Genomic DNA, 24,594 nt, shown 5'->3' with positions numbered 1-24,594 from the left:
CTATATTTCGAGACTATCAACTATGTAAAATTGAAATTTATTTTCACTCCGCCGCATCACTCCCCAATCGGTTAAGCGCGCGTGTCATTAGCGCGCGCAGCTTGGCCGGGCGGAGCGGTTTGTTGAGCAGGGAGTAGCCCTGGGCGGCGATCAGGTCTGCGGTCTCGGACGCGCGGTCGGCGGTGATGATGACGCCCGGCACGTTAACGCCGTGAACATCACGAAGCCGGATCAGGACATCAAGGCCGGTCTGGCCGGAATCAAGGTGGTAGTCGGCAAGGATGATGTCCGGGGAAAACGGCTTTTTGCCGTCATTTTCCTGGGTCAGCAGGTTTTCGGCAGCCGTGCCGGATTGGGCTGTCACCACGACGCAATCCCAGTTTTCGAGCATGGCCCGCATGCCATCCAGGATCGCCGGTTCGTTATCAAGGCACAGCACGCGAAGGCCGCCCAACTCGCCCGCCATGCGGCGTTTGGGTTTGGGCGTGGCGGCTGTATCGGCAACGCCCAGTGGTACTTCGACCGAGAAGACGGTGCCGCGACCGGGGCGTGAGCGCACCGAAACCGGATGGCCGAGCGATTTGCCAAGGCGATCCACGATGGCAAGGCCAAGACCAAGCCCCTTCACATCGGTGGTTTCCGGGCCTTCCAGGCGATGGAATTCGCGGAAGATGATTTTCAGTTTGTCTTCGGGGATGCCAGGCCCGCTGTCCCAGACTTCGAGTTTCAGCGTGTCACCGCGCACGCGGCAGCCGACCACCGCCCCGCCGGTGCGGGTATAGCGCATGGCGTTGGAAATGAAGTTTTGCAGAATACGCCTAAGCAAGCGACTGTCACTGCGCACCCACAGATCACGCTTATGGACCTTGAAGCTCAGCCCCGCATTTTCGGCAATCGGGCCGAATTCAGTTTCAAGCGCGCCCAGCACATCATTGATGGCAAAGTCGCGAATGGTCGGTTGCATGGCACCTGCGTCCAGCTTGCAGATATCGAGAAGTTCGTTGAGCAACTCCTCAACACCCTTGAGCGACAGATCCACCTTGCCGACCAAATCAAGTATGTCATCCGCCAGCCCCTGCTTGCCACCAAGTGCGACCGTAAACAGGCGCGCGGCATTAAGCGGTTGCAGCAGGTCGTGGCTGGCGGCGGCAAAGAAGCGGGTCTTGGTATCATTCGCGGTTTCGGCCTGTTCCTTGGCATCCGAAAGCTCTGAGTTCAGCACTTCCAGCGCATGGGTACGTTCGGTCACGCGGGCTTCGAGGCCTTCGTTGGCTTCTTTCAGCGCCTGTTCGGCGGTCTTGCGTTCGGTGATGTCGTGATAGATGCAGAAATAGCCCAGCACTTCGCCGGTTTCGTCAAAGTGCGGGATATAGGTGCCTTCGGCATAGCGGCCTTCGCGCACGCCAAGGGTGGCGCGTTCGTCATTGCGGTTGCGCGTGATGGCGGGGAATTCGATCTCGAAACTCTGGCGGTAGCCCTGCAAAACAAGATCGATCATCGGGGCGAGATGGACATAGCGTTCCTCGCCCACTGCTTCGCGGACGGACATGCCATGGGCCTCAACCCGACGCAGACCAAACATCCGCTCATACGGGCGGTTGGTAAAGCGCAGGCGCTGATTTTTATCGGCGTACGCAATCATCACCGGAATGTTGTCGGTATAGATCCGGATGTTACGTTCGCTATCGCGCAGGGCTTCTTCAGTGCGCACGCGCGCGGTGATATCGGCAATGGTGGCAACAAAGCCGCCATCAGGCATCGGGTTGGTACGAACTTCGAGCACCATGCCATCAGCACGCTTGCGCTCATAGGTGTGGGGCAGTCGGCGCATCTGGGGTGCGGCATTACGCCCCAGCAGAATATCAATATCGACTGCCCGGTTGCCGTTATCGCGGCAGATATGGACAAGCTCCGACAGCGGCAGGGTGACCTGAATGTCGCTTGTTGAAATGCCAAGCAAATCAATGAAACGGTGGTTCCAGGTGGCGAGGCGCAAGTTCTGGTCAAACACCCCCACCCCTTGCGAGATGTTTTCAAGCGTGTTGAGCAAAAGGTCGCGGTTGAACTTGATGGCCTCGGACGCTTCATCCAGCAGTTCCATCGCATCACGGCGTGATACGGCCTTGTCGGGCAGCAATAGAGCCATGACAACGCGCGAGGATGCGGCGCCGACGGCACCAGACAGCAGATGTTCGGTAAAATTGGCGGCATCAACATCGGCAAGATCGGATCGCTTGGTTTCGCCATCGCGCGATTGCAGGTAATTGCGAAAGGCGCGCTGCGCCCAATGCTTGCCAAGGAACCTTGCCGCAAGATCTTCAAGATCGCCCAGCGTCACCCGGCCCGGCCAGGTATCGTTGCGCGCCTTGGTATCCTTGCGCCAGACATCGACAAAGACCTGCGCTTGACGGCGTTGGGTGACACCCTGCACCCCAACGGCCGAGCCGACAAACATCAAAACGAAATTCACGCCAAGCGACCAGACAACCCCGTGGGTCAGATGATCTTCAATCCCCACACCCAAAAGGGCCTGCGGGTTCAGAATGCCAATGCCAAACGGCCCGTCGGTCAGGAGCGAGGATGGCAACAACCCGCCCTGTACAAAGGCCGGCATCAAAAGCGTATAGGCCCAAAGCACAAAGCCCGACGTCAGGCCAAGCCGCACACCCGTCCGGTTGATGTTTTTAAGATAGATCGCGGCGAGAACAGCTGGGCCGAACTGCGCCATGGCGGCAAAGGACAGCATCCCGATATCCGCCAGCGCATAGTTTTCCGCCAAAAACCGATAGAAGCCATAAGCCAGAAACAGGATGGCAATGATGGCGGCCCGGCGAATTTTCAATAACACCTGACTGACATCACCAGACATGCGTTTCTGGAGGCGTTCTGAACGCAGCAAAAGCGGCATGACCAGATCGTTACAGACCATGGTCGAAACCGCAACACAGGACACAATTACCATCCCGGTACTGGCCGACAACCCACCGATAAAGGCAAATACCGCCAGCCAGTTCTGCCCGCCAAGTAAGGGCAAGGTCAAAACAAAGGTATCGGGATTGACCGCCGGGTTATGGCCAAACATGAACAGACCGGCAATCGCAATCGGCACGACAAAGATATTGATCGCAACCAGATAGGCCGGGAACAGCCAGCGGGCGCTGGTCAGGTTGCGGCTGTCATCGTTTTCAACAAAGGTGACATGGAACTGGCGCGGCAGACAGAAAATGGCAAACCCCGCCAGCATGGTGGCGATAAAGAAGTTTGATGTCAGCCAGGTATCGGGAATAAACATCTGCCGCACGGTGGGATCAGACAGGGCGCGTTGATTGATATCGACAAAGCCGTCAAACATCCCGTAAACGACAAAGAAGCCGACCATCAAAAGGGCTGCAAGCTTGATCAGGCTTTCAAACGCCACCGCCAGAATCAGGCCGTCATGATGTTCGGATGCGTGGATATAACGCACGCCAAACAGGATCGCGAACACAGCCATCAGGATGGTGACGTAAAACGCCGTATCCTTGGAAAAATGGCCTTCGGAATGGCGGACAACCTGTTGCCCAAGATCGCCGATCAGCACATCAAACGACATCGACACCGCTTTGAGCTGAAGCGAAATATAGGCCAGCACGCCAACCACCGCGATCAGCGCAACAAGGGCGGCCAGACTTTGGCTTTTGCCATAGCGCGAGCCAAGGAAATCAGCAATCGAGGTAATGTTTTGCTTGTGACAGACCCGGGCGATTTTGGTCATGATGCCAAAACCGAAAATCATCACCAAAATCGGCCCGATATAGATCGGCAGGAACGCCCATCCCCCGGTGGCCGCCGAGCCCACCGAGCCAAAGAAGGTCCAGCTTGTGCAATAGACCGCCATCGACAGGGCATAAATCGTCGGCTTTAATCTGGATGCGCGCCACTTGTCGGCATATTTGTCGCCATAATGGGCAATGGCAAACAACAACCCGATATAGGTCATGGCAACAATAAAGATCAGTCCGCCCTGAAGCATCGACGCAAACGCCCTTGTTATCGCCGCCCATTCAGGCGGTCACAATTATCTGTTATCGGGGACTATACCACGGCGGGTGAATTGTCTAAAACGGCGCAAATCGATTTGAGACCAAAGATCAAGGAAAGCGTGGTTCAGATGGCTTCTGATTATGGCTTTTACGCCGGTATCCTGCGGTTCGTCGCAAAAAAGACCGAAACAGATGACGCCGAAATTCGCATCATGATGGGCCATCTGGCCGGGATTGCCGATGCGATTGAACAAAGCGGTCGCTTCATGGTCGAACGCAACAATTGCGAAAGTGCAGCACGCGCCTTTGCAGGTGTCGCCAAGTTCCTTCAGGAACGCATCCTGCCAGAGGCACTGAATGCCGGAAACGAGGGCGCGGTCGAACAGCTTAAATGGGCGATTGAAACGTCGCTGGTCCTCGCCGCCGAACTGGTCAAACGGGCCGCCAATGAGGAGCTCAAGGATCAGGACAGGTTCACGTTCGATTTGCCCGCAGCACCAAAAGCGCCGACCGTGCACTAAGCCATTTGTAGCAGCGAAGACCCGACAACAAAAAAGGCCGACACCCGAAGGTGCCTGCCTTTTTCATTTAAGTTGCCTTGGCGCTTAGTAAGTGCCGTTGGCAAAAACATTGGCGCGCTGGTTCAGCGCGGTTGCCTCGAATTCCTTGCCGTATGGGGCGGCTTTCTTGGCGAAATCCATCACGGACGCATAAATGCGACCGGTGAGTTCGTTCTTCGCAGCAATTTCTTCAAGCGCCTCTTTGGAGGCCTTGGCAAAGGCATTGATCAGATCGTCATTGAAGTGACGGATCTCGGTGCCTTTTTCAAGGATCGCCTGATAGGACTGAATATTGTTGAACGCAAAGTCCGACAGGGTCTGTTCGGCATTGGCCTGTGCGGCAACCGCGACGATTTCCTGAAGGTCTTCGGGCAGTTCAGCGAACTTGTCCTTGTTGATAAAGACTTCGATGCCCGAACCCGGTTCGGCGAATGCCGGGGTGTAGTAGTATTTGGCAACCGATGCGAGGCCAAAGGCATAATCGTTCCACGGACCAACCCACTCGGCTGCGTCAATCGCACCCGACTGCAAGCTAGGCAGGATGTCGGCGGCCGGCAGAAGCGACGGGGTCGCACCCAGACGGCGCATGGCTTCGCCACCGATACCGGCATAACGGACCTTAAGACCCTTAAGATCGTCAACCGAGTTGATTTCCTTGTTGAACCAGCCGCCTGCCTGAAGGCCCGTGTTACCGGCCAGGAACGGTTTGACGTTGAACTGGGCATAAAGCTCGTCCCACAGCGCCTGACCACCGCCAAAGCGCAGCCAGCCGGAAAGCTCCCAGCCCATCAAACCGAACGGAATGGTGGTAAAGAATGAAACAGCCGGGTCCTTGCCAAACCAGTAATACGGGGTGGAGTGCGCAAGATCAGCAACACCCTGTTCGACCGCATCCATGCATTCCAGCGCCGGGACCAGTTCACCCGCACCGTAAACGGTGATGTTCAGGCGACCGCCCGACATCTTGTTGACACGTTCGGCAAACAGTTCGCCGTTCGCGCCAAGACCTGGTGTTCCTTTCGGCCAGGGCATGACCATGCGCCAGTTGATGGTTTCATTTGCTTTGACGATTGATGGTGCAGCGGCAGTAGCGGCAAATGCGCCTGCGGCAACGCCTGCACCGCCCAGAAACGCGCGACGTTTCATTGTGGGGCTCCCAATATTGGTAAAATTTTGCGTAAAAAGTTCACGAAGATAATTTCGTAACCTTGTTTGGGTCCAAAGTTACGGTTTTTGGCGCAAGCAACAATTAACGATTGCGGGATGCAGCATCGCACTGAGCGCATGACATCGACATTTCGTCGATAAATTTTCAACCATAGAGCCAAACAAAAAGGGACTGCCAGAATGGCAGTCCCTGATCGGGGATCGAACCGAAGGTCCGATAAAGATATTAGAGCACGTCGCGTTTAATCTGTATCATTTTGTTTGTTTTTGGCGAACTGTTTGGCAAGGCACAGCGTGCAGAGCGATGCGGCGCATCGGTCAAACGATGTAACGCCGCGAAACGTCGCCAAAATCAAACCCTTCGGGCCGGGACAGCCTTCCGCCCCACTGCGTCAGGATCCTTGACCGTAGCCCCGCTACGCTTTGCGGATCTTTCCTAGTGCGACAGAAGACTGTCTCCGGCAAAATGGTGCAGATTAAACGCGACGTGCTCTAGCCCGGTCTTAGTAGCCCCAGACCTTTGCACGGTGCATCAGACCGGTTGCCTCGAATTCCTTGCCGTAACGTGCAGCTTTCTTAACCAGGTCAAGGTAGCTTGCAGCAATTCGGCCAGCGAGGTCGTTCTGGCCAGCAATTTCATCAACAGCGGCCTTGGAATGTTCGGCCAGCGCCATGATGACTTCGTCGGGGAACTGACGTACCTCGACACCCTTGTCGATCAGCGGCTGATAGGACTGGATGTTGTTAAAGGTGAAGTCGGCAAACGTGTTTTCGGCAATCGCCTGTGCGGCAAAGCGAATGATCGCCTGCAGATCCGGTGTCAGCGCGTTAAACTTGTCCTTGCCAACAAAGATCTCAAGACCCGGGCCAGGTTCGTGGAAGGCCGGGGTGTAGTAGTATTTGGCAACCTGATACAAACCAAACGCCATATCGTTCCACGGGCCAACCCATTCGGCCGCGTCAATTGCGCCCGACTGCATCGCCGGCAGGATTTCACCCGGCGGGATCATGGTCGCGTTGGCACCGGCACGGCGCATGGCTTCGCCACCAAGACCGGCATAGCGCATTTTAAGGCCCTGAAGGTCATCAAGCGAATTGATTTCCTTGTTGAACCAGCCACCGGCCTGCATGCCAGAGTTACCGGCATAGAACGGCACAACGTTGAATTCTTCGTAAGCTTCTTCCCAAAGCTTCTGACCATCGCCAAAGCGGATCCAGCTTGAAAGCTCCCACGCAGTCAGACCGAACGGGATGGTCGAGAAGAAGTTAAGGGCCGGGTTTTTGCCCTGCCAGTAATACGGGGTACCGTGCGCCATTTCGGCGACACCCTGCTCGACCGCATCCATGCATTCGAACGGCGGCACCAGTTCACCCGCACCATAGATGGTGATGTTCAGGCGACCAGCCGACATCTCCTTGACCATGGCGGCGAACTTTTCGGCATTGGTGCCAAGTCCCGGGGTTCCTTTTGGCCATGGCATTACCATGCGCCAATTCAGCGTTTCCTGTGCGGATACAACAGCCGGTGCTGCAACCGAGGCAGCAAGCGCACCCGCGCCCAGTCCGGCCCCTTTTAGAAACTGACGACGTTTCATTCCGATCCCCTTAAATTCTTGTGTTTTGGTGGTTTTTTGCGCAACCACCAACTTGCGGAGGGGAATTTTGTCGAAAACGACTGTCCTTTTCCACTATTTTTGCCGAAATCAGGAAATATTTTTTCTTGCCGCTACGGAATGCTGGCCTTCAGTCCGCCAACAGTGTCTTACGACCCAAGGTAGCGATTGTAATCGGCGACGAACTGTTCAACCGTGCCCGCCCCAAGCGGCGTGTTGTAATATTGCTTCCAATAGGCTGCCAGCCCGTTGACGTCGTTGGGATCGGTCGGCATCGCGGCTGGTGCCCGGTAGTAGCGAATGCGACAAAGCGCCGTGGCATAGGCCAGATTGGTCGCCAGTTGTGCATCCTTGTCGGGCGTGCCGTCTGCTTGTGCTGGTTGCGGGGCAAGAAACCCGTCCACCTTGGCCTTGAGGTCCGCCCGGTAATCAAGATAGTTTTCATAACAATCATGCAGGGTTGCCGGTTCCATCTGGAAAATTCCCAGCGCCGGACCACCTCCGACCTGTTCAATATAATCTCCCAAATGACTTTCATGGGCGGCTGTACCCATGATCAGGTTTTCCGCGACGTCTGATGCAGGCAATCCAAGAGCCGCCAGAACCGGTTTGACGACAAGGGTGCGAAGCTGCGTGGCATTGATTGGCATAGGAGCCTCCATTCGACCAATGGTATAAGGACCCCTATGACGCAGCAGATCGGGAAATGAGAAATCTTTTCTGTTTTTTCTCTTTATCCGCGCAATTTAACACATGGAAACAGTATTTTAATTACATAAAATTGCATCATGCTAACCTTTTGGATAGTTAAACTAGACCACCAAGGTCCAACTTAAAGAAACAGCATCTTTTAAGTGTTCACATTGCTTGTTGTTTCTCGGGGGATCAAACGTGGTACATCCTGAACTTAAAAGCCGTCTCGACTTCATCGGACTGGACGAACCTAAAATAAAACAGCTCAAACGCGCATGGCCCGTGATTGAAAAAAACCTGCCGGGCATGCTTGATCAGTTTTACCATAAGGTGATGAATAACGCGGCTCTGGCAAAAATTGTCGGTGATCCGTCAAACATTGATCGCCTGAAGAATGCCCAGGCCAAACACTGGGCCAAACTTTTTGACGGCGCATTCGATCAATCCTTTTACGACGACGTGCGCCGCATCGGTAAGGCTCACGAACGCATTGGCCTGACGCCCGAGGCATATGTTTCGGCCTATAACTTCATGCTTGGCGAAATCACCGCCGTGCTGTGCAAAAATTTCAATCGTGATTCACAACTGCCGTTGATGATCATCGGCTCGACCAATGCGCTGCTGATCGATGTCGAAATGGCGATTACGGTCTATTACGAAGAAACGCAAAAGACCTATGCCGACAAACTTCAGCAAATGTCCGACGAGTTTGAAAAAACCATCGGAACGGTTGTTTCCGCTGTTTCAAGCTCGGCCGAAGACATGTCACAGGCATCTGAAACCCTGTTGGCCAGCATGCAAGAAACCCAGGGCGAAGTTGAAAAGGCCCGTGGCGCTGCTGAACTGTCTGCCGATAATGCCACCACCGTTGCCGGTGCGGCGGAAGAACTTGATAGTTCCATTCGCGAAATCTCGAGCCAGGTTTCGCGGGCCTCGACAATTTCCAACGAAGTGGAAGTGTCTGTACAACAAACATCAGACACGATCGAAACCCTCAATGCCGCCGCCGAGCAAATCGGCACTGTGGTTGACCTGATTGACAAGATCGCGAGCCAAACCAACCTTCTGGCCCTGAACGCCACGATCGAGGCGGCCCGTGCCGGCGAAGCGGGCAAAGGCTTTGCCGTGGTCGCAAGCGAGGTCAAAAACCTTGCCAATCAGACCGCAAAGGCCACCGGTGACATTACCGCCCAGATCAACAATGTGCAGCAAAGCACGGTTGCCGCGGTGAATGCAATTCACGGGGTCGCCGGCCAGATCAGCAACATCGTTGATTCCGTTACCGCCATCTCAGCAGCCGTCGAACAACAGGCCGCCGCCACCACGGAAATCAGTGGCAATATCAACGCGGTGTCTTCGGCCAATCGCGATGTGAACGGCAGCCTGGAAACCGTCAATGGCACCGCACAACGCACCAGCACGGTGGCGCAAAACGTCTCGGACGTCTCACGCATGCTTAAGCAGAATTCCGAAAAACTGCGGTCCGATGTTGATGCCTTCATCACGAAGCTGACGTCATAGGATCAAACACCGCCTTCACCCCCGAGGCCGTGCTGCTTAAGCCCGTTGCTAGCGGTCGCGTGCCTCGGACGGTGTGATACCAAAGACGCGCTTGAAGGCGGTTGCGAAATTGGCCGGGCTTTTATAACCCGCTGCCCAGGCGGCCTGTGCAATCGTCAGGCCGTCCTTTTCCATGGCATCGCGGGCCGCGACGAGGCGGCTTTCACGGATGAAATCCTTTACCGTCATGCCATAGGCATCCTTGAAGATGCGCTGCATGCTGGTGACACTGATCCCGATGGCGGCTGCAATGGTCGGAAGGGTTTGCTGTTCCGGGTCACTGGCCAGAATGAAATCACGGATTTCCTGTGCACGATGATGGCGATCTAGCGCATCCGGGCCGGAATTTTTGCCAAGCGTTGCCGTTTGGTCCTTACCGTTCTGAATGGCGGATAGTGCCTCGGCAAAAATCTCCAACCCGCGGCTTTCTTCATACAGCTCGCGCATAAGCGGATCCGTTGCATGCGGATAGATCAACTGATCAGCAAGTGCGAGTACCCGGCGTGACGGCCGCCAGCTGCGCACAGAAATGCCAGCATTGAAAAAATCGGCGATTTCACGATAGCGGGCCGGTGACTTGCCAAGCTGGCGCAAGACCCAGTCAAACTGTGCCGAAATCATCACCTTGCTGATTTCGCTGCCTTTGTGGATATAACGCCTGACCTTCGAGGGCTGCGGCACCGCCCAGATAAAGCCGACCGGGTGATCCCGCGCATCAAGGTCAACCGGCACGCCGTCAAACTCGGCCTGCAGCCGTCCCTTCAGCATAATGGCGACCTTTACCGCCGCCCCGACATGATAGTCGGCGATGGCATCCTTCATCTCCATCGTGTCAGATGTGTGAATATCAAGAAACGACTGCGTATCGCTAAATGACATGCGCCCGCTCATCAACGCGCCGCGACTTGCCAAGGCGTTGCCGAGCTCGCCTGTTTCCTGGATAAGGGTGCCGCGTTTTTCCAGATGGCTCCTGGTAATAGAGTCACGCCGCGTTATTTGCCGGTGTGCTGTTACCCCCACAAACCTCTCCTGCATCATTTTGAAGTCACAAAGCATCTTTGAACATGCAATCGGCGCCGAACGGCCTTTGCAAAGACATGCTGACGATTTCGCAAACATGTCCGGCGATTTGGCAAACATCATTCCTGTTGCATCCCCGCCTGCGAAAATAATATTCACAATCATTCGCATTTGCAATTATATTTCTCAGGAAATGAACATGCCACAGTCACCCTCGCCAACCTCGTCGCCCCGGATCAGCGCCCTTTTGCGCACAACCGTTCTTGCCGGTTTTTCGCTTGCGGTTTTGCCATCAATCACCTTTGCCCAACAGGCCAACAACGATGAAACCGTGACCAAGCCCCTCGAAGTCACCGCATCGGCCAAATCGGCACAGGGCCTTCCGGGTGGCGTTTCGATTGGCCAGGAAGAATTGGATCGCAAAAACCCGCAGACCATGAAGGATGTCTTTTCATCGGACGCGTCGGTTAAAGTCGGCGGGCCGACCGCCATCGTTCAGAAGGTCTATGTGCAGGGTATCGAGAATACCAAGCTCAACGTTCAGGTTGATGGCGCCCGTCAGGTAGATTCAAGCTTCCACCATATCGGAACAGCGATCATTGATCCGGCGATGCTGAAATCGGTTAATGTTGAATCCGGTGTCGCCCCGGCGGATGCCGGGCCACATGCCTTGGGCGGATCGATGTCTTATGAAACCCGTGATGCCCGGGACGTTCTTGAAGCCGGTGACACGTTCGGTGGCTGGGGCAAGTTGCAGTACAACTCAAACACCAAGGGCTTTGCCGAATGGCTGACCGTTGCCGGACAGTCAGACGGGTTTGAAGCGCTGGCGTATCTGAAAAACAGCAATCAGGGCAATTACAAAGACGGCGACGGTGATGAGGCGATTGGCACCGCCGATGGCAGCGAAAGCGGACTGGGCAAGTTTGCCTTTACCGGCAATGACGGTGGCCGTTTCGAAGCGTTTGCCAGCCATCTTGAAGATGAAGGTGTCCGCCCGTCCCGCCCGAACTATGCGGTTCTGGCCAACGGCGCAGCGCCACAATGGCTGTCCTATCGCGATACGTCGGTTGGGGTGAGCTATGTCGATGAAATGCCGTCTGGCCAGTTCGATCCGGAATTCAGTCTGGCATACAGCCGCACGGTTCTGAACATTCCGGCCCTTCAGGGTGGTGCGAACTTCTATCACGTCAAATCCGATATCCAGTCCATCAACGGCAAGGTCGCCAACAATTTTGAAGTCGATAACGGTGTCATCACCGCCGGGATTGATTTCTATCGCGATGAGGCAACCGGATATCACAACCGATCCCCGCGCAACGGTAGCTATTCGGAAACCTCGACCGATATTGGCGCATTCTCGCAAGCTCGCCTGTCCCTGACCGATCAGTGGCGCGTGTCGTTCGGCGGCCGTGCCGATCAGCAATGGTTCGAAGGCCTGACCGGTGAAGACTTTTCCGAATTCGGACTAAGCGGCAATGCCAACACCGAATATGATCTGACCGAACAGCTGATGGTCTATGGTGGTGCCGGGACGACGTTTGGTGGCCTCCCGCTTGGTGAATCGGCAATTTATGAATTCAGTGGCAACTGGAATTATGACGGTTTTGCCCCTTCGCGGTCCTATAACGCAAAGGTCGGTTCGCGCCTTGCGCTTGATGACTGGACGCTGGATGGAAACCTTTTCTACAACCTGATCGATGAATCCCACGATCTGTCCAGTGCAACGCGTAACTCGACCGTCGATCTCGATACCCGTGGTGTCAATCTGTCTGCCATGTATTCCTATGGTCCGGGGTTTGCGCGCCTGACCTACTCACACACCAACGTCAAAACCGACGGCGGCGTCCCGCTGAGCACCGAGGCCTCCTATCAGGGCGTCATCATGGGTGACATGTTCAACTTCGATGCCGGTCACAGCTTTGATAGCTATGGGCTGCGCGTTGGCGGCAATGCGGAATTCGCCCTTGCCGATGACAGCCCCGAAGAACGTGGCAACGAAAAACTCGATAGCTACTTCGTTGCCAATCTCTATGCCGAATGGGTCCCCGGAGTGTTGAACGATGCAGTTACCCTGCGTGTGGACGCGCTGAACATCCTTGATCGCGATTACATCGACCGCGCAACAACCGGTTATGACAGCACGCGCATTAGCGAGCCGTTCCACGAACCCGGACGCACTTTCCTGATTTCGGCGAAGGTCGATTTCTAGGACGCGAAGAAACACACTTCAAACCGAAATGGGTAGCACATCAGGTGCTGCCCGTTTTGGCGTTTGAAATGCACGAAAAGACAAACCTTCAGGATAACCTGACATGAAAATTCGCAATCTTCTTGCCCTTGCTGCGGCGACACTGATCTGGAGTGCAAACGCGTCCGCTGGTGAAACGGTCACACTAACTGATATTGCCGGACGTGAAGTCACCGTCGAGGTGCCGGTCAAACACATGATCCTTGGCGAAGGGCGTTTCCTGCCGTCCATCGGTATTCTCGATCCGGAAAATCCGGTGCGCTGGATTGCCGGAATGATGGGCGACTTCAAATCGCTTGATCCGGCATCCTTTGCGCAATATCGCGAAAAATTTCCCGAGATTGATGATATTCCGCTGGTTGGTCGTCAGAACGAAGAAACGTTTTCTGTTGAAAAGGCCGTGACAGTCGAACCCGACGTGGCAATTTTCGGCATGTCGGGCGGCCATGGGCCCGGTTCCACCAGCCACGAAGTTCTGTCAGTCATGGGGGCGGCAGATATCCCGGTGGCGATGATCGATTTTCGGGCCAAGCCGTTTGAAAACACCCCCAAAAGCATCCGTCTTCTCGGCAAGCTGATGGGCAAGGAAGAACAGGCAGAAGCCTTTGTGAAATTCTATGAGGAGAACCTTCGAAAGGTGACCTCACGCGCCACAGAGACAACCGAAAAACCCAGTGTCTTCCTTGAAAGCCGTGTCGGCCTTGCCGAGAACTGCTGCGAAGCCATGGGCAACGAGATGATCGGCAAGTTCGTTACCCTGGCTGGTGGTAAAAACATCTTTGCCGATACCGTTCCCGGCGTAATCAGCCAGATATCGGTCGAACAGGTGATCTTCACCGACCCGGACGTCTATATCACCACGGCCATCGGATCGTCCGGGCTGGATGCGGAAACAAATGCGCGGCGCATTGTTCTGGGTGCAAAGACAAATGCCGATCAGGCACGTGCGTCCTTGGCACGCAGTATGGAACGGACCGGCCTGCCGCTTCTGAGTGCTGTCAAAAACAGGAAGGTCTATTCCGTCTGGCATCACATTTATAACAATCCGATCAATGTGTTTGCCCTGCAGGCGATGGCAAAGTGGCTCCATCCCGACATCTATGCCGACCTTGATCCCGACGCCGAACTGGCAACATTTTTCGAGCACTTTCAGGCGGTTGATCTGAATGGCGTGTACTGGATCGGCCTGAACGACGCGCCGTCGCCATAAACCGACCCAGCCCCGCAAACACAAACAGAGAGATCGCCAGATGTTTACCACAAAGGGATCGGTCAAAACCGATAAGGCCGCCAAGTATCTTGTCCAGCTGTGCAAGCATTTCGCCCACAAGGTCGAAGTCGATCTGGGCGAAACCACCGGCAATGTGGCATTTCCCATGGGGCCGTGCGTCATTACCGCCCATGAGGACCGACTGACCTTTGACGGGCAGTCACACAAGCCCGAGGGTATCGAGAGCATGAAGGGTGTGATTATCGTCCATCTCGACAAATTCGCCTGGCGCGAGGCACCACTTGATTATCACTGGGAGGACGGCGAAACGCCTGATGCCTAAACGCGCCTTACGCAAACGAAAACGCCAGCCTTCATGGGCTGGCGTTTGTCATTCTAGTGAAGCTGATAGGCGACCGGCACGGTCCAGACGACTTGTTGTTCGGTCATCTCATCGGGGAATGGCGGGAATTTCCGCACCCGTTCGATCAGGCGTTCGGTTTCACGATCAAGGATGCTTGATCCGCTTGAACTGACCATACTGGCCTCAAGCACCGTGCCATCGCGCGCAATGACAAGGCGAATACGATTTTCGCCCTCGATCCGTCGACGCATGGCGCGTTCGGGATATTCGCGGTAACGCGCAAGTGTTTGAAGAACCGATGCCTGATAATCAACCATCTTGGCCTGGCTTGCCGCACCACCACCACTACCAGCCGATGAACTGGCCGCCTGACTTTGGGTGGTTTCACCCGTCGTGCCCTCTGACTTGACAGAGTTGGTCAGCCCGGAGGGCTGTGGCGTTGGCTGGGCGGCTTTTGCGACCGGCTCTGGCGCCTTGGTCGGCTTTGGGGCCTCTGCCTGCTCTAGGGGTGGTTTGGGCTTCATGCGCACCGGCAGGACCTCTGCCAGCTGCTGTTCGACAACCGGCTCGGGCACAGGTTCAGGCTCCGGTTCGGCGACTTGTTCAATGACCGGTTCTGGTTCCGGGATGGGTTCTGGCTGTTCCTCGACGACTTCCGGCTCTGGTTCTGGGAGAACTTCCGGCTCAGGCTCTGGTTCCGTCTCGACCACTTCCTCTGGGATCGGTTCAGGCTGGGTTTCCTGTTCCGGATCCGGTTCGACGATTTCTTCGGGCACTTCGGCGGCCATGCTGTCGACGGCGTCGGCACTTTGGGTGTCTGTCTCGGCCTCGCCGGTTTCGGCCTGCCCGGCACCCAGCGAAATGCTGATGCTTTGTACGGCCCCTGCCCCGCCCCAACCCGATGGCTGCGGATCGGGCATGGCAAGCACGATCCCGCCAGTCAGGACAAGACCGGTCAGCCCGGTTGCAATCAAAAGATCAACGCGTTTGGACATGCTATTCCTGACCCGGCTGCATGGCCGTCATCAATTGGACCTTTTCGATGCCAAGTTCCTGAAGGCGCGCCAAAAGGGTCACGACCTTGGCACCTTCGACTTCGCGGTCGGCCCGGATTTCGACCGGACGGCCGATATAATCGGCTGGCAACATCGACGACAGGCGGTCAAGTCCCCCCGTCAGATCATCAATCCCGATTTCGCCATTGCTGCCAAACCACAGGACAATGGTGTCTTCCGGCTGGCCTTCGGCCGTTTGGCTGGCGGGCGGATCAACTTCAAAGGGACCGAGTTTTTGCAGGCTTCCGGCAATCATGAAAAAGATCAAAAGCAGGAAGACGATGTTGATCAAAGGCAACATCGGTTCCTGAACCGGTCCATCCTCGGCAATCTGGATGCGGCGTTTCATTCAATGAACTCCACATCCGTGACACCACCGCGGCCCAGCGTATCCATAACTTCGACCAGTCGTTGCAGATTGGCACCATTGATCGGCCGCAGGCGAACGGGTGATCCGTCATGATCGCGCATAAGCGTCGGCGCCAGATTCGAAAGCGCAATCGCATTGCCATTGATCGACAGGCCACCATTCACATCGACCTCGACCGTGACCGGTCGGGTATCGCTTTGGCTGGTGGCGCGACCATCGGTGATGCTGACCGACATCTCAAAGCCCTTCCAGTCAAGGAAGCTTGAAGCCAGCATGAAGAAGATCAGCAGGATAAAGACAACATCAATCAGCGGGGTCAGACCGATCATCGGTGTAGAACCGCTGTTGCGTTCGCGCAGCTGCATGGGGCGACTTTCGGAAACGGGTTTTATTCGGCGGCGTGGCGCAGTTCGGAAATGTTTGATGCAAGGCTAAGCGTCTTGCGGGCCAGTTCACCGCGATTGACCACCAGGGTACAAACATCTTCCATCGTGGCGGCGGCACGGCCAATCACGCCCTGCATCCACATATGAAACGCGGTTGCCGGGATCGCGACCACAAGGCCGATGGCAGTTGTCAGAAGTGCCAGCCAGATACCGCCAGACAGCACAGACGGATCAATACGGCTGCCAGCCCCTTCCATGCGCTGGAAGGCCTCGATCATGCCCATGACGGTGCCGAGCAGCCCCAACAGCGGGCTTAGCACGGCAATGGCCGACATGATCCGCAGACCACCATTAAGACCATCGATTTCCTTGCGCGCACGCGAAGCAATCAGATCCGATGCTGCTTCACGTTCCTCAGACGAACTTACCGGAAGCATCATGCCCGACAGGGCAATACGCGCGGCCGGATGGCGACGGCGTGCCAGAATTTCGGCCGCCTGCTGCTCGTCACCCGATGACAGGTGACGTTCGATATCCTTTACAAAGCCATCGGCAAAAACACCACGGCGCAGGAAACCGACCAGCTTATAGAAGAACACCATAAGCCCGATCAGGGCCATCGCGGCCAGCACCCAGCCAACCACGCCAGCCCGGTCGACCTGTTCAATCACCGGAAGACCAACAAAGCCATCGAGCATACCGTTCGACTGGGTCGTTGCCGTCGCATCAATGGCAAGCCCGGTATTGGGGTCCACCATGACAGAACCGTCCGCATTAAGGTTTCCGGTCGCAGAGTCAGCCCCCACCGGGACGAGTGCGCCATCGGAAGAAAGCGGCGTTTGCGCATCCGAAGATGCGGCTGATGAATTCACAGGGTCAGACATGTAACTTTCCCGATCACAAAATTGATCACCACCAGACGTCCTGCTCTGGTGCGTTTGAAACTGATTTGCATTCTTTACAGGAAATAGAATTGCGATGCAATCGCAACCAACAGGCCGAAATACATTTTCATGCTGATCCCCTGTACCGAGCAGGTCATTCAGGGCGGGACAGGGTTTGCGTGATTGATTGGGAAATACGATGGCAAAAGCTAGGGCCAAAACCAAGATATGCAAAACCCCCGGAACTTCTGGGTTCCGGGGGTTTTGAATTGGTGAGCCCGACAGGATTCGAACCTGTGGCCAACTGATTAAAAGTCAGTTGCTCTACCAACTGAGCTACGGGCCCTCAACGTTGGTGAGCGGCGTTTTAATGGGCCAGACGGGATCGGTCAACCCCCCTTTTTATGCGAAGATGCACATCAGCCATGAAAAGACGTCAAATGGTGAAAAATACATGCCAATCGCATGCCTGAATGTGCCTTTGCGGACAGCGAAATATCGCCAATGGCAAGACGGGTTCTGGCGTCAGAAAAGATCGCGATTTGCAGGGAGAATCCGGACAAATAAAAAGCCCCCGAAACCGGTTGGGTTTCAGGGGCTTATTGGTGAGCCCGACAGGATTCGAACCTGTGGCCAACTGATTAAAAGTCAGTTGCTCTACCAACTGAGCTACGGGCCCTCAAGGTTGGTGAAGCGCGTTTTAATGGCACAGGCGGCATCGGTCAACACCTGTTTTCCATATTTTGGCTCTTTTTGCGCATTCAGCCCCAAAAACGCGAAAGCCGCCCCATGAAGGGACGGCTTTCGGTTGCAATAGTTCGAATATCGCGATTATTGCGCGTCGGCAGCAACCTGCATTTTGACGATCTGATCCGGGTCGGCAACACTGCCATTGGCCCAGGGCGCACCCTTTTTGATCATGTCGACATATTCCATGCCCTCAGTCACTTCGCCCCAGATGGTGTACTGGCCATCAAGATGCGGTGCATCTGCAAAGACGATGAAGAACTGGGAATCCGCACTGTTTGGGTTGGCCGAACGGGCCATGGAAACGGTGCCGCGAACGTGACGTTCATTCGAGAACTCGGCATCAAGCTTCTGGCCGGAACCACCGGTTCCGTTGCCTTTGGGATCACCGGTCTGCGCCATGAAACCTTCGATCACACGATGGAATTTCAGCCCATCGTAAAAGCCTTCACGGGTAAGTTCCTTGATCCGGGCAACATGTTTCGGTGCCAGATCCGGGCGAAGCTGGATCACAACGCGGCCATCTTTCAGGTCAAGATAAAGCGTGTTTTCCAGATCCTGAGCGACTGCGTCGTTTCCATTGGACATGGTTATAAATCCTAGTACGAGAGCGATAATTGAAAATAGACGAAAAAGACGCATGGCCTGCGTTATTCCTTTTCTTCTGCCAGCTTTTCGTGCAGCCGTTTCAGCACGTTTGCCGGCACAAATTCAGTGACATTCCCGCCCAGACGGGCGATTTCCTTCACAAAACGCGAAGAGACAAACTGTTGTTTGTCTGATGCCATCAAAAAGACGGTTTCAACTTCCGGCGACAGCCGGGCGTTCATCCCGGCCATCTGGAATTCATACTCAAAGTCCGATACCGCCCGAAGACCACGGATAATCGTGCTGGATCCGTTTTCCTGGGCAAACTGCATCAGAAGCGATGAAAATGGCTTAACTGAGGTACGGGCGGCAACTTCACCGCCCGCAGCCTTGAGCGCACCTTCAACCAGTGCACAGCGTTCATCGACCCCGAACATCGGACCTTTGCCGGCGTTGATCGCAACGCCGACAATCAGTTGATCGACGATCCGGGTCGCACGACGAATGATATCCATATGCCCCTGGGTTACCGGATCAAAGGTGCCCGGATAAATCCCGATACGCGATACGGTAGAAGACGTTTCAGTCATCGAACTTCCCGTTATTCGTCGCGGTCCGCTTCATCAGATGCCGGTACCTCAGACGCATCCTCATCAGATGCTTCCGGGGCCTGGTCGGCGGTTTCAACGGCACCTTCGGCACCCTCAATCACACCTTCCTCGCCATCGATGATCTCATCATCTTCATCACCAAGGTTTGACAGACGTTCGACTGCGACGACCTGTTCGTCTTCGGCAGTACGGAACAGCGTCACACCCTGGGTCTTACGCCCGGCAATACGGATGTCATGGGTCGGCATACGGATGACCTTGCCACCATTGGTGACCATCATCAGCTCGTCGCCTTCTTCAATCACGAAGGACGCAGCGACGTTACCGTTACGTTCCGACATCTCGATATTGGCAAAGCCCTGACCACCACGGCCGGTCACACGATATTCATAGGCAGACGTCCGTTTGCCATAACCGTTTTCAGTGACCGACAGGATCATCTGATCGCCACTGAGAATTTCCTGATACCGTTCTTCGGACAGCAGTTCGAGCGGAAGGTTATCAGCCGTGATTTCCTCGCGACGCAATTTGCCGGTGATAGAGAGGTATTCACCGCGCTCTTCCATCGAAACATGGTTGCCAAACAGAACCGACATCGCGATGACTTCGTCCTGATCGGCCAGACGGATGCCACGCACACCAACCGAATTACGGCCGGTAAAGACGCGCACGTCACCAACACGGAAACGAATGCACTTGCCCTGACGGGTTGTCAGAAGGATGTCGTCATCATCGGTACATGTCTGAACCGCAATCAGCTTGTCACCACGTTCTTCTTCAAGCTTCATGGCGATCTTGCCGTTTGATTTCACATTCACGAAATCGGCAAGGCTGTTACGGCGGACGTTACCGGTCGAGGTGGCAAACATCACATGCAGGTTCGGCCATTCTTCTTCATCGGGAAGCGGCAGGACCGTGGTGATATATTCGCCTTCTGACAGCGGCAACAGGTTCACAAGCGCCTTGCCGCGTGATTGCGGCGTACCCATCGGCAGGCGCCAGACCTTCATCTTGTAGACCATCCCCTCGGAGCTAAAGAACAGAACCGGGGTGTGGGTATTGGCAACAAACAGCTTGGAAACGAAATCTTCCTCGCGGGTTGCCATGCCCGAACGGCCTTTACCACCGCGACGCTGTGCGCGATAGGTCGACAGCGGAACACGCTGGATATAGCCGCTGTGCGACACGGTCACCACCATGTCTTCACGGGCAATCAGGTCTTCGATGTCATGTTCGAATTCTGCTTCCTGAATTTCGCTGCGACGCGGGTCGGCGAATTCATTACGCATTTCGGTCAGTTCATCCTTGAGGATGGTCAACTTGCGCTCACGCGAGGCAAGGATATCAAGGAAGTCCTTGATCTTCTCACCCAACTCGGTCAATTCGCCCGCGATCTTGTCGCGTTCGAGACCGGTCAGGCGATGCAGACGCAGCTCAAGGATCGCACGTGCCTGTGCTTCGGACAGGCGATACATGCCATCTGTTGAACCAACCTGGTTCGGATCAGCAATCAGTTCGATCAGCGGAACAATATCGCCCGCCGCCCAATCACGTTCCATCAGCTGTTCACGCGCAACAGTCGGATCGGCTGCATTACGGATCAGTTTGATGACTTCGTCGATATTCGATACCGCAATACCCAGACCCACCACGACATGGGCACGATCACGCGCCTTTTTCAGAAGGTGGATGGTACGACGGGTAATGACTTCTTCGCGGAATTCGACGAAGGCCTGAATGATTTCCTTCAGGTTCATCAGTTCCGGCTTGCCACGGTTCAGCGCCAGCATGTTGACACCAAACGAGGTCTGAAGCGCTGTAAAGCGGAACAGCTGGTTTAAGACAACATCGGCATTGGCATCACGCTTAAGCTCGATCACCATGCGCACGCCCGAACGGTCAGACTCGTCACGCAGATCGGAAATGCCTTCGAGCTTCTTGTCGCGGACCAGTTCGGCGATTTTTTCCATCAGGGTCGCCTTGTTCACCTGATAGGGAACTTCGGTCACGATGATGGCTTCGCGGTTGGCACGGATTTCCTCGACATGGGTACGTGCCCGCATGACGACAGAACCACGACCGGTCTTGAAGGCCGAATGGATGCCCGAACGGCCGAGAATAAGGCCACCGGTCGGGAAATCCGGACCATGGACAAATTCCATCAGACCTTCGACGGAAATGTTGGGATCATCGACATAGGCCATGCAGCCATCAATGACTTCGCCAAGGTTGTGCGGCGGAATGTTGGTTGCCATACCAACCGCAATACCACCGGCACCATTGACCAGCATGTTCGGAAAACGGGCCGGGATAACTGACGGTTCCTTGGTGGTTTCGTCATAGTTATCGCGGAAATCAATCGTATCCTTGTCGATATCATCGAGAAGGAAGTGCGCGGCCTTGGCCATGCGGGCCTCGGTGTAACGCATGGCGGCGGCCTTGTCGCCATCCATGGACCCGAAGTTGCCCTGCCCGTCAATCAGTTGCAGGCGCATGGAGAAATTCTGCGCCATACGGACCATGGCATCGTAAATCGCGCTGTCGCCGTGCGGGTGATATTTACCCATCACGTCCCCGACCACACGGGCCGATTTGCGGAACGGCTTGTTATATTCAAACCCGTTCTCGTGCATGGCGTACAGAATACGACGATGTACCGGCTTCAAACCGTCTCGGACGTCAGGCAGTGCGCGGCTGACGATCACGCTCATCGCGTAATCGAGGTAGCTGCGGCGCATTTCTTGTTCGATGGAAACCGGGAAGATATCGCGGTTCTCGGGATTGGTCTCTTTGGTGGACAAAGGCCGTGACCTCTTAAACGCTTGATCAGAAATGATTCAATCGGCGTGACATACACCTATTTGAAGGCACATGCCGGACCAGAAAGGCGGAAAGTATCAGGTTTGTCCCGCACAAACAATATTGACAAATCCTATCGCGCAAGGTTGGGCAATAAAGTTCAAAATTTCGCGAAAATTCGCGGATTTTCCGGTATATAAAACCGTCACTTCCCGCCCGATTTGTCGCCTTTGGGAACTTCCATCACCGGTGTCATCGGATCAGACTTCAAAACCTGCCCCGCGACATCCTTCGGTTTGCGGCCAAAACGCATCTGTGATGCGGCAATCCCGCCCAGAATGACCGCCAGGGCAATCAATGCATTGGGCTGCGGCACTTCGCCCAGCACGATAAAGCTGATCACCACACCAACGGCTGGCACCAGATAATTGTTAAACACAAGGAAGCTGGCCCCGGCCACCGCAATCAGTTGCAAAATCAGGAACATGGCAATACCGGTCGGAAACATGCCGAGATACATGATGGCAAGTGCGCCTTCAGGGTCCCAGTCCATTGTCCAAGGCTGATCGATAATCAGGGTAAAGGGCATCAGCATCAAGGCGGCAAATGTCAGGATCACGGCCGTCGATCCGATGCGCGGCTGATCACGCAGATTGCGCGCCACAAGCGACGAGATCGCATAACCGATTGCTGCAACCAGAATGGCCAACTGGAACAGGAACTCGCCCCCCAGCCCGGAAAGTGTTTCCGGCCCGACCAGCACAATCACGCCAATCGTTCCCAAAATAACCCCGACGACCTTGCCGGTCGAAAGCTTTTCATCATGGGTAAAGAAATGCGCCAGCACCACCGTGGTCAGTGGCACAGTCGACATCAGGATCGCGGCCAATCCGGCATCGACCTGTGTTTCGCCAAAACTGATCAAAAAGAACGGAATGGCATTGCCAATCAGGGCGACCATAAAGGTCGAAATCCAGGCACCCCGCCCCTTGGGCAGTTCGGATTTACGAATAGCAGCGAAACACCACAGAACAAGGGCGGCAAAGGACAGACGGCCACAGGCCACCACCAGCGGCGAATAGGCATGCACGCCGATTTTGATGAAGGTGAATGAACTTCCCCACATCAATGCCAGCAGCAACAGCAAGCCATATTCGCGAATTCCCGGACGTTTCATTTTATCAGCCCATTTTTGCCATACTTATTGGGCCTTATCGCGATGACGAACAGACCAGATCAAGCGTTAAGACCCATACGCTTTTTAATCAAGGAAATACCTTTTCACAGATTTTGCCCCAATAACAGCACGCTGCAGGCCGCTGAATGCAGTTTGCGAAATTCTCGCATAGATGCCCTGCCTTAAGGCAGATCAAAGCGTTTCAGAGATAAAAATGAAAAAAAGTCACCATCGACATAGAATAGTTGTTGCGAATGAATTGCAATTGCATTACATTACGCATAACAAAAAAATCGGGATATGAGATGATGAGTTATGTTGATCAGGAATTGACGGTCGAAGACATGCTTGCCGACCCGATCGTTCAGACATTAATGCGCTATGATGGCGTCTCTGCCAGTGATGTTCGTCACACGATCGAGCAGGTAAATCAGAATCGGCCGGAAAATCCGGTGGATGGCGCACATGCCGACGCATGGGCAACCACCACCCCTGTCAAACCAGGACTGCACAACACAGCGGCGTAACGCACCTGCCCCACCTTGGCGGTGCTATCGGGCGTTCAGGGCCCAGTCATATTCATAGTCGGCGATATCAAGTTCCGTGATATCGCCCAGAGCTTTCGTCAGCTCCGGCCCGGCGAATTTTCTCAGATGCGCGATGAATGCCGCATCACTTTTCCCGAAATCATCCCTATACCAGTCATACAGGCTTGAAAGCACAAACCCGCCATCGGCGTTGATGCGCACCGCGCGCGGATGGTTGATGAATTCACGCGCCGCCTGATCAAGCTGCGCTTCAAGCTTATCCGCGTCAAAGGCCTCCGGTGCCAATGCCGGGCAACCGATCGACGCACAATTGACCACATAATGAATACGCGCATCGCGCCAGATCGGGCGCAGGATGCGGTGTTCGATATCATCAAGGCTAAGTGTTCGGCCCTCGACCGTGATCAGCTTTTTGCCCCATGGGCCAGATGACAGCAACGATGAGAACAGCCCCGGCGAAATATCGATATCGCGTATACTGTCGACCGGATAATGATCGAGAACCACCTTGACGGTCAGCGCATTATACAGGTTCACCCAATAGGCAAATTGTTGATCACGGTTAAGCGCATCGACATTGACCTTGGTCATGGCATCGACATAGCCCGCGACCATCCCCGCCCCGCCATCACGGCTGGCGGCCGCATAATCAAAGCTGGTCACACCGGGCGCATGTTGGGTCACGTATCGATCCAGTACCGCCTGCCAATCGCCATGGTCAATCTCGACCGTACTGCTCGGATCATGGGCCTGCCAATCCGGCCATAAATCGGCATCCGGCGCAGCGTGCACGGGGCGCACCGACACAACAACCGCGACAGCAATCAGCAAAAAGGACAGGGCAACACTCAACGCACGCATGATCACCAAACCAGATTTCGACATATTTGATCCCACCTTACCCGCTGCGGGCAAAACCGGCGCATCAAACCGGCGTGATCACTCTCATCACGCCCGGTCATCTCCTTG

20 protein-coding genes and 2 tRNA genes are annotated in these 24,594 nt (G+C 55.1%); 6 read left to right on the top strand and 16 right to left on the bottom strand.

Going from position 1 to position 24,594, the window contains the following annotated elements:
• Positions 1 to 43: 43 nt before the first annotated feature.
• Positions 44 to 4,012 carry a PAS domain-containing hybrid sensor histidine kinase/response regulator gene (locus IT893_RS06890; RefSeq protein ID WP_197147288.1) on the bottom strand — a complete coding sequence of 1,323 codons (3,969 nt, stop codon included), beginning with the start codon at positions 4,010 to 4,012 and terminating at the stop codon, positions 44 to 46.
• A gap of 138 nt (positions 4,013 to 4,150) precedes the next feature.
• On the opposite strand from IT893_RS06890, the gene IT893_RS06885 reads away from it, so the two are divergent.
• Positions 4,151 to 4,543, top strand: a complete 393-nt coding sequence (locus IT893_RS06885; RefSeq protein WP_008892314.1) for a hypothetical protein — start codon at positions 4,151 to 4,153, stop codon at positions 4,541 to 4,543.
• Between the two features lie 84 nt (positions 4,544 to 4,627).
• On the opposite strand, the gene IT893_RS06880 is transcribed toward IT893_RS06885, so the two are convergent.
• From IT893_RS06880 to IT893_RS06870, 3 genes are all read right to left on the bottom strand, one after another.
• Positions 4,628 to 5,728, bottom strand: a complete 1,101-nt coding sequence (locus IT893_RS06880) for a TRAP transporter substrate-binding protein (RefSeq protein WP_197147287.1) — start codon at positions 5,726 to 5,728, stop codon at positions 4,628 to 4,630.
• 524 nt (positions 5,729 to 6,252) lie between these two features.
• Positions 6,253 to 7,344, bottom strand: coding sequence for a TRAP transporter substrate-binding protein (locus tag IT893_RS06875; protein WP_197147286.1), 1,092 nt, complete (start codon positions 7,342 to 7,344; stop codon positions 6,253 to 6,255).
• A gap of 167 nt (positions 7,345 to 7,511) precedes the next feature.
• Positions 7,512 to 8,012, bottom strand: coding sequence for a hypothetical protein (locus IT893_RS06870; protein WP_064782520.1), 501 nt, complete (start codon positions 8,010 to 8,012; stop codon positions 7,512 to 7,514).
• A gap of 241 nt (positions 8,013 to 8,253) precedes the next feature.
• Between IT893_RS06870 and IT893_RS06865 the strand changes: the two genes are divergently transcribed.
• Positions 8,254 to 9,576 carry a globin-coupled sensor protein gene (locus tag IT893_RS06865; protein WP_197147285.1) on the top strand — a complete coding sequence of 441 codons (1,323 nt, stop codon included), beginning with the start codon at positions 8,254 to 8,256 and terminating at the stop codon, positions 9,574 to 9,576.
• 48 nt (positions 9,577 to 9,624) lie between these two features.
• On the opposite strand, the gene IT893_RS06860 is transcribed toward IT893_RS06865, so the two are convergent.
• Positions 9,625 to 10,494: an AraC family transcriptional regulator gene (locus tag IT893_RS06860; protein WP_252724101.1), complete on the bottom strand. Its 870-nt coding sequence runs from the start codon at positions 10,492 to 10,494 to the stop codon at positions 9,625 to 9,627.
• 340 nt (positions 10,495 to 10,834) lie between these two features.
• Between IT893_RS06860 and IT893_RS06855 the strand changes: the two genes are divergently transcribed.
• From IT893_RS06855 to IT893_RS06845, 3 genes are all read left to right on the top strand, one after another.
• Positions 10,835 to 12,847 carry a TonB-dependent receptor domain-containing protein gene (locus tag IT893_RS06855; protein ID WP_197147283.1) on the top strand — a complete coding sequence of 671 codons (2,013 nt, stop codon included), beginning with the start codon at positions 10,835 to 10,837 and terminating at the stop codon, positions 12,845 to 12,847.
• A gap of 103 nt (positions 12,848 to 12,950) precedes the next feature.
• Positions 12,951 to 14,096, top strand: a complete 1,146-nt coding sequence (locus IT893_RS06850; protein WP_197147282.1) for an ABC transporter substrate-binding protein — start codon at positions 12,951 to 12,953, stop codon at positions 14,094 to 14,096.
• Positions 14,097 to 14,136: 40 nt separating this feature from the next.
• Entirely contained in the window at positions 14,137 to 14,439 is a 303-nt protein-coding gene (locus IT893_RS06845) for a DUF2218 domain-containing protein (RefSeq protein ID WP_064790820.1), read from the top strand.
• Positions 14,440 to 14,492: 53 nt separating this feature from the next.
• Here IT893_RS06845 and IT893_RS06840 read toward each other — a convergent pair whose 3' ends face one another.
• From IT893_RS06840 to IT893_RS06795, 10 genes are all read right to left on the bottom strand, one after another.
• The gene (locus tag IT893_RS06840) at positions 14,493 to 15,455 is read right to left on the bottom strand and encodes an energy transducer TonB (RefSeq protein WP_197147281.1); all 963 of its coding nucleotides are present in this window, start codon (positions 15,453 to 15,455) and stop codon (positions 14,493 to 14,495) included.
• 1 nt (position 15,456) lies between these two features.
• Positions 15,457 to 15,864: a biopolymer transporter ExbD gene (locus IT893_RS06835; RefSeq protein WP_008892304.1), complete on the bottom strand. Its 408-nt coding sequence runs from the start codon at positions 15,862 to 15,864 to the stop codon at positions 15,457 to 15,459.
• The gene (locus IT893_RS06830) at positions 15,861 to 16,250 is read right to left on the bottom strand and encodes a biopolymer transporter ExbD (protein WP_197147280.1); all 390 of its coding nucleotides are present in this window, start codon (positions 16,248 to 16,250) and stop codon (positions 15,861 to 15,863) included. Before IT893_RS06830 ends, IT893_RS06835 begins: the two co-directional genes overlap by 4 nt.
• 23 nt (positions 16,251 to 16,273) lie before the next feature.
• A complete protein-coding gene (locus tag IT893_RS06825) occupies positions 16,274 to 17,155 on the bottom strand; it encodes a MotA/TolQ/ExbB proton channel family protein (RefSeq protein ID WP_197147279.1) in 882 nt (293 codons plus the stop codon).
• A gap of 270 nt (positions 17,156 to 17,425) precedes the next feature.
• Positions 17,426 to 17,501 (bottom strand) — tRNA-Lys (locus IT893_RS06820).
• A gap of 257 nt (positions 17,502 to 17,758) precedes the next feature.
• A tRNA-Lys gene (locus IT893_RS06815) sits at positions 17,759 to 17,834 on the bottom strand.
• Positions 17,835 to 17,986: 152 nt separating this feature from the next.
• Positions 17,987 to 18,490: a peptidylprolyl isomerase gene (locus tag IT893_RS06810; RefSeq protein WP_063088087.1), complete on the bottom strand. Its 504-nt coding sequence runs from the start codon at positions 18,488 to 18,490 to the stop codon at positions 17,987 to 17,989.
• Between the two features lie 62 nt (positions 18,491 to 18,552).
• Positions 18,553 to 19,080, bottom strand: a complete 528-nt coding sequence (gene coaD, locus IT893_RS06805; protein ID WP_008890703.1) for a pantetheine-phosphate adenylyltransferase — start codon at positions 19,078 to 19,080, stop codon at positions 18,553 to 18,555.
• Between the two features lie 11 nt (positions 19,081 to 19,091).
• The gene (gyrA, locus tag IT893_RS06800) at positions 19,092 to 21,902 is read right to left on the bottom strand and encodes a DNA gyrase subunit A (RefSeq protein WP_197147278.1); all 2,811 of its coding nucleotides are present in this window, start codon (positions 21,900 to 21,902) and stop codon (positions 19,092 to 19,094) included.
• A gap of 203 nt (positions 21,903 to 22,105) precedes the next feature.
• A complete protein-coding gene (locus tag IT893_RS06795) occupies positions 22,106 to 23,077 on the bottom strand; it encodes a DMT family transporter (RefSeq protein WP_197147277.1) in 972 nt (323 codons plus the stop codon).
• Positions 23,078 to 23,382: 305 nt separating this feature from the next.
• Here IT893_RS06795 and IT893_RS06790 point away from each other — a divergent pair, with 305 nt between their 5' ends.
• Positions 23,383 to 23,604, top strand: a complete 222-nt coding sequence (locus IT893_RS06790) for a hypothetical protein (RefSeq protein WP_197147276.1) — start codon at positions 23,383 to 23,385, stop codon at positions 23,602 to 23,604.
• Between the two features lie 24 nt (positions 23,605 to 23,628).
• Here the strand turns inward: IT893_RS06790 and IT893_RS06785 are convergent, their stop codons facing one another.
• The gene (locus tag IT893_RS06785) at positions 23,629 to 24,510 is read right to left on the bottom strand and encodes a DUF547 domain-containing protein (RefSeq protein ID WP_197147275.1); all 882 of its coding nucleotides are present in this window, start codon (positions 24,508 to 24,510) and stop codon (positions 23,629 to 23,631) included.
• Positions 24,511 to 24,594 lie beyond the last annotated feature (84 nt).

It is taken from the genome of Thalassospira sp. A40-3 (assembly GCF_015871485.1).
Lineage (GTDB): Bacteria > Pseudomonadota > Alphaproteobacteria > Rhodospirillales > Thalassospiraceae > Thalassospira > Thalassospira tepidiphila.
This window is presented reverse-complemented; position numbering and strand designations above follow the sequence as displayed.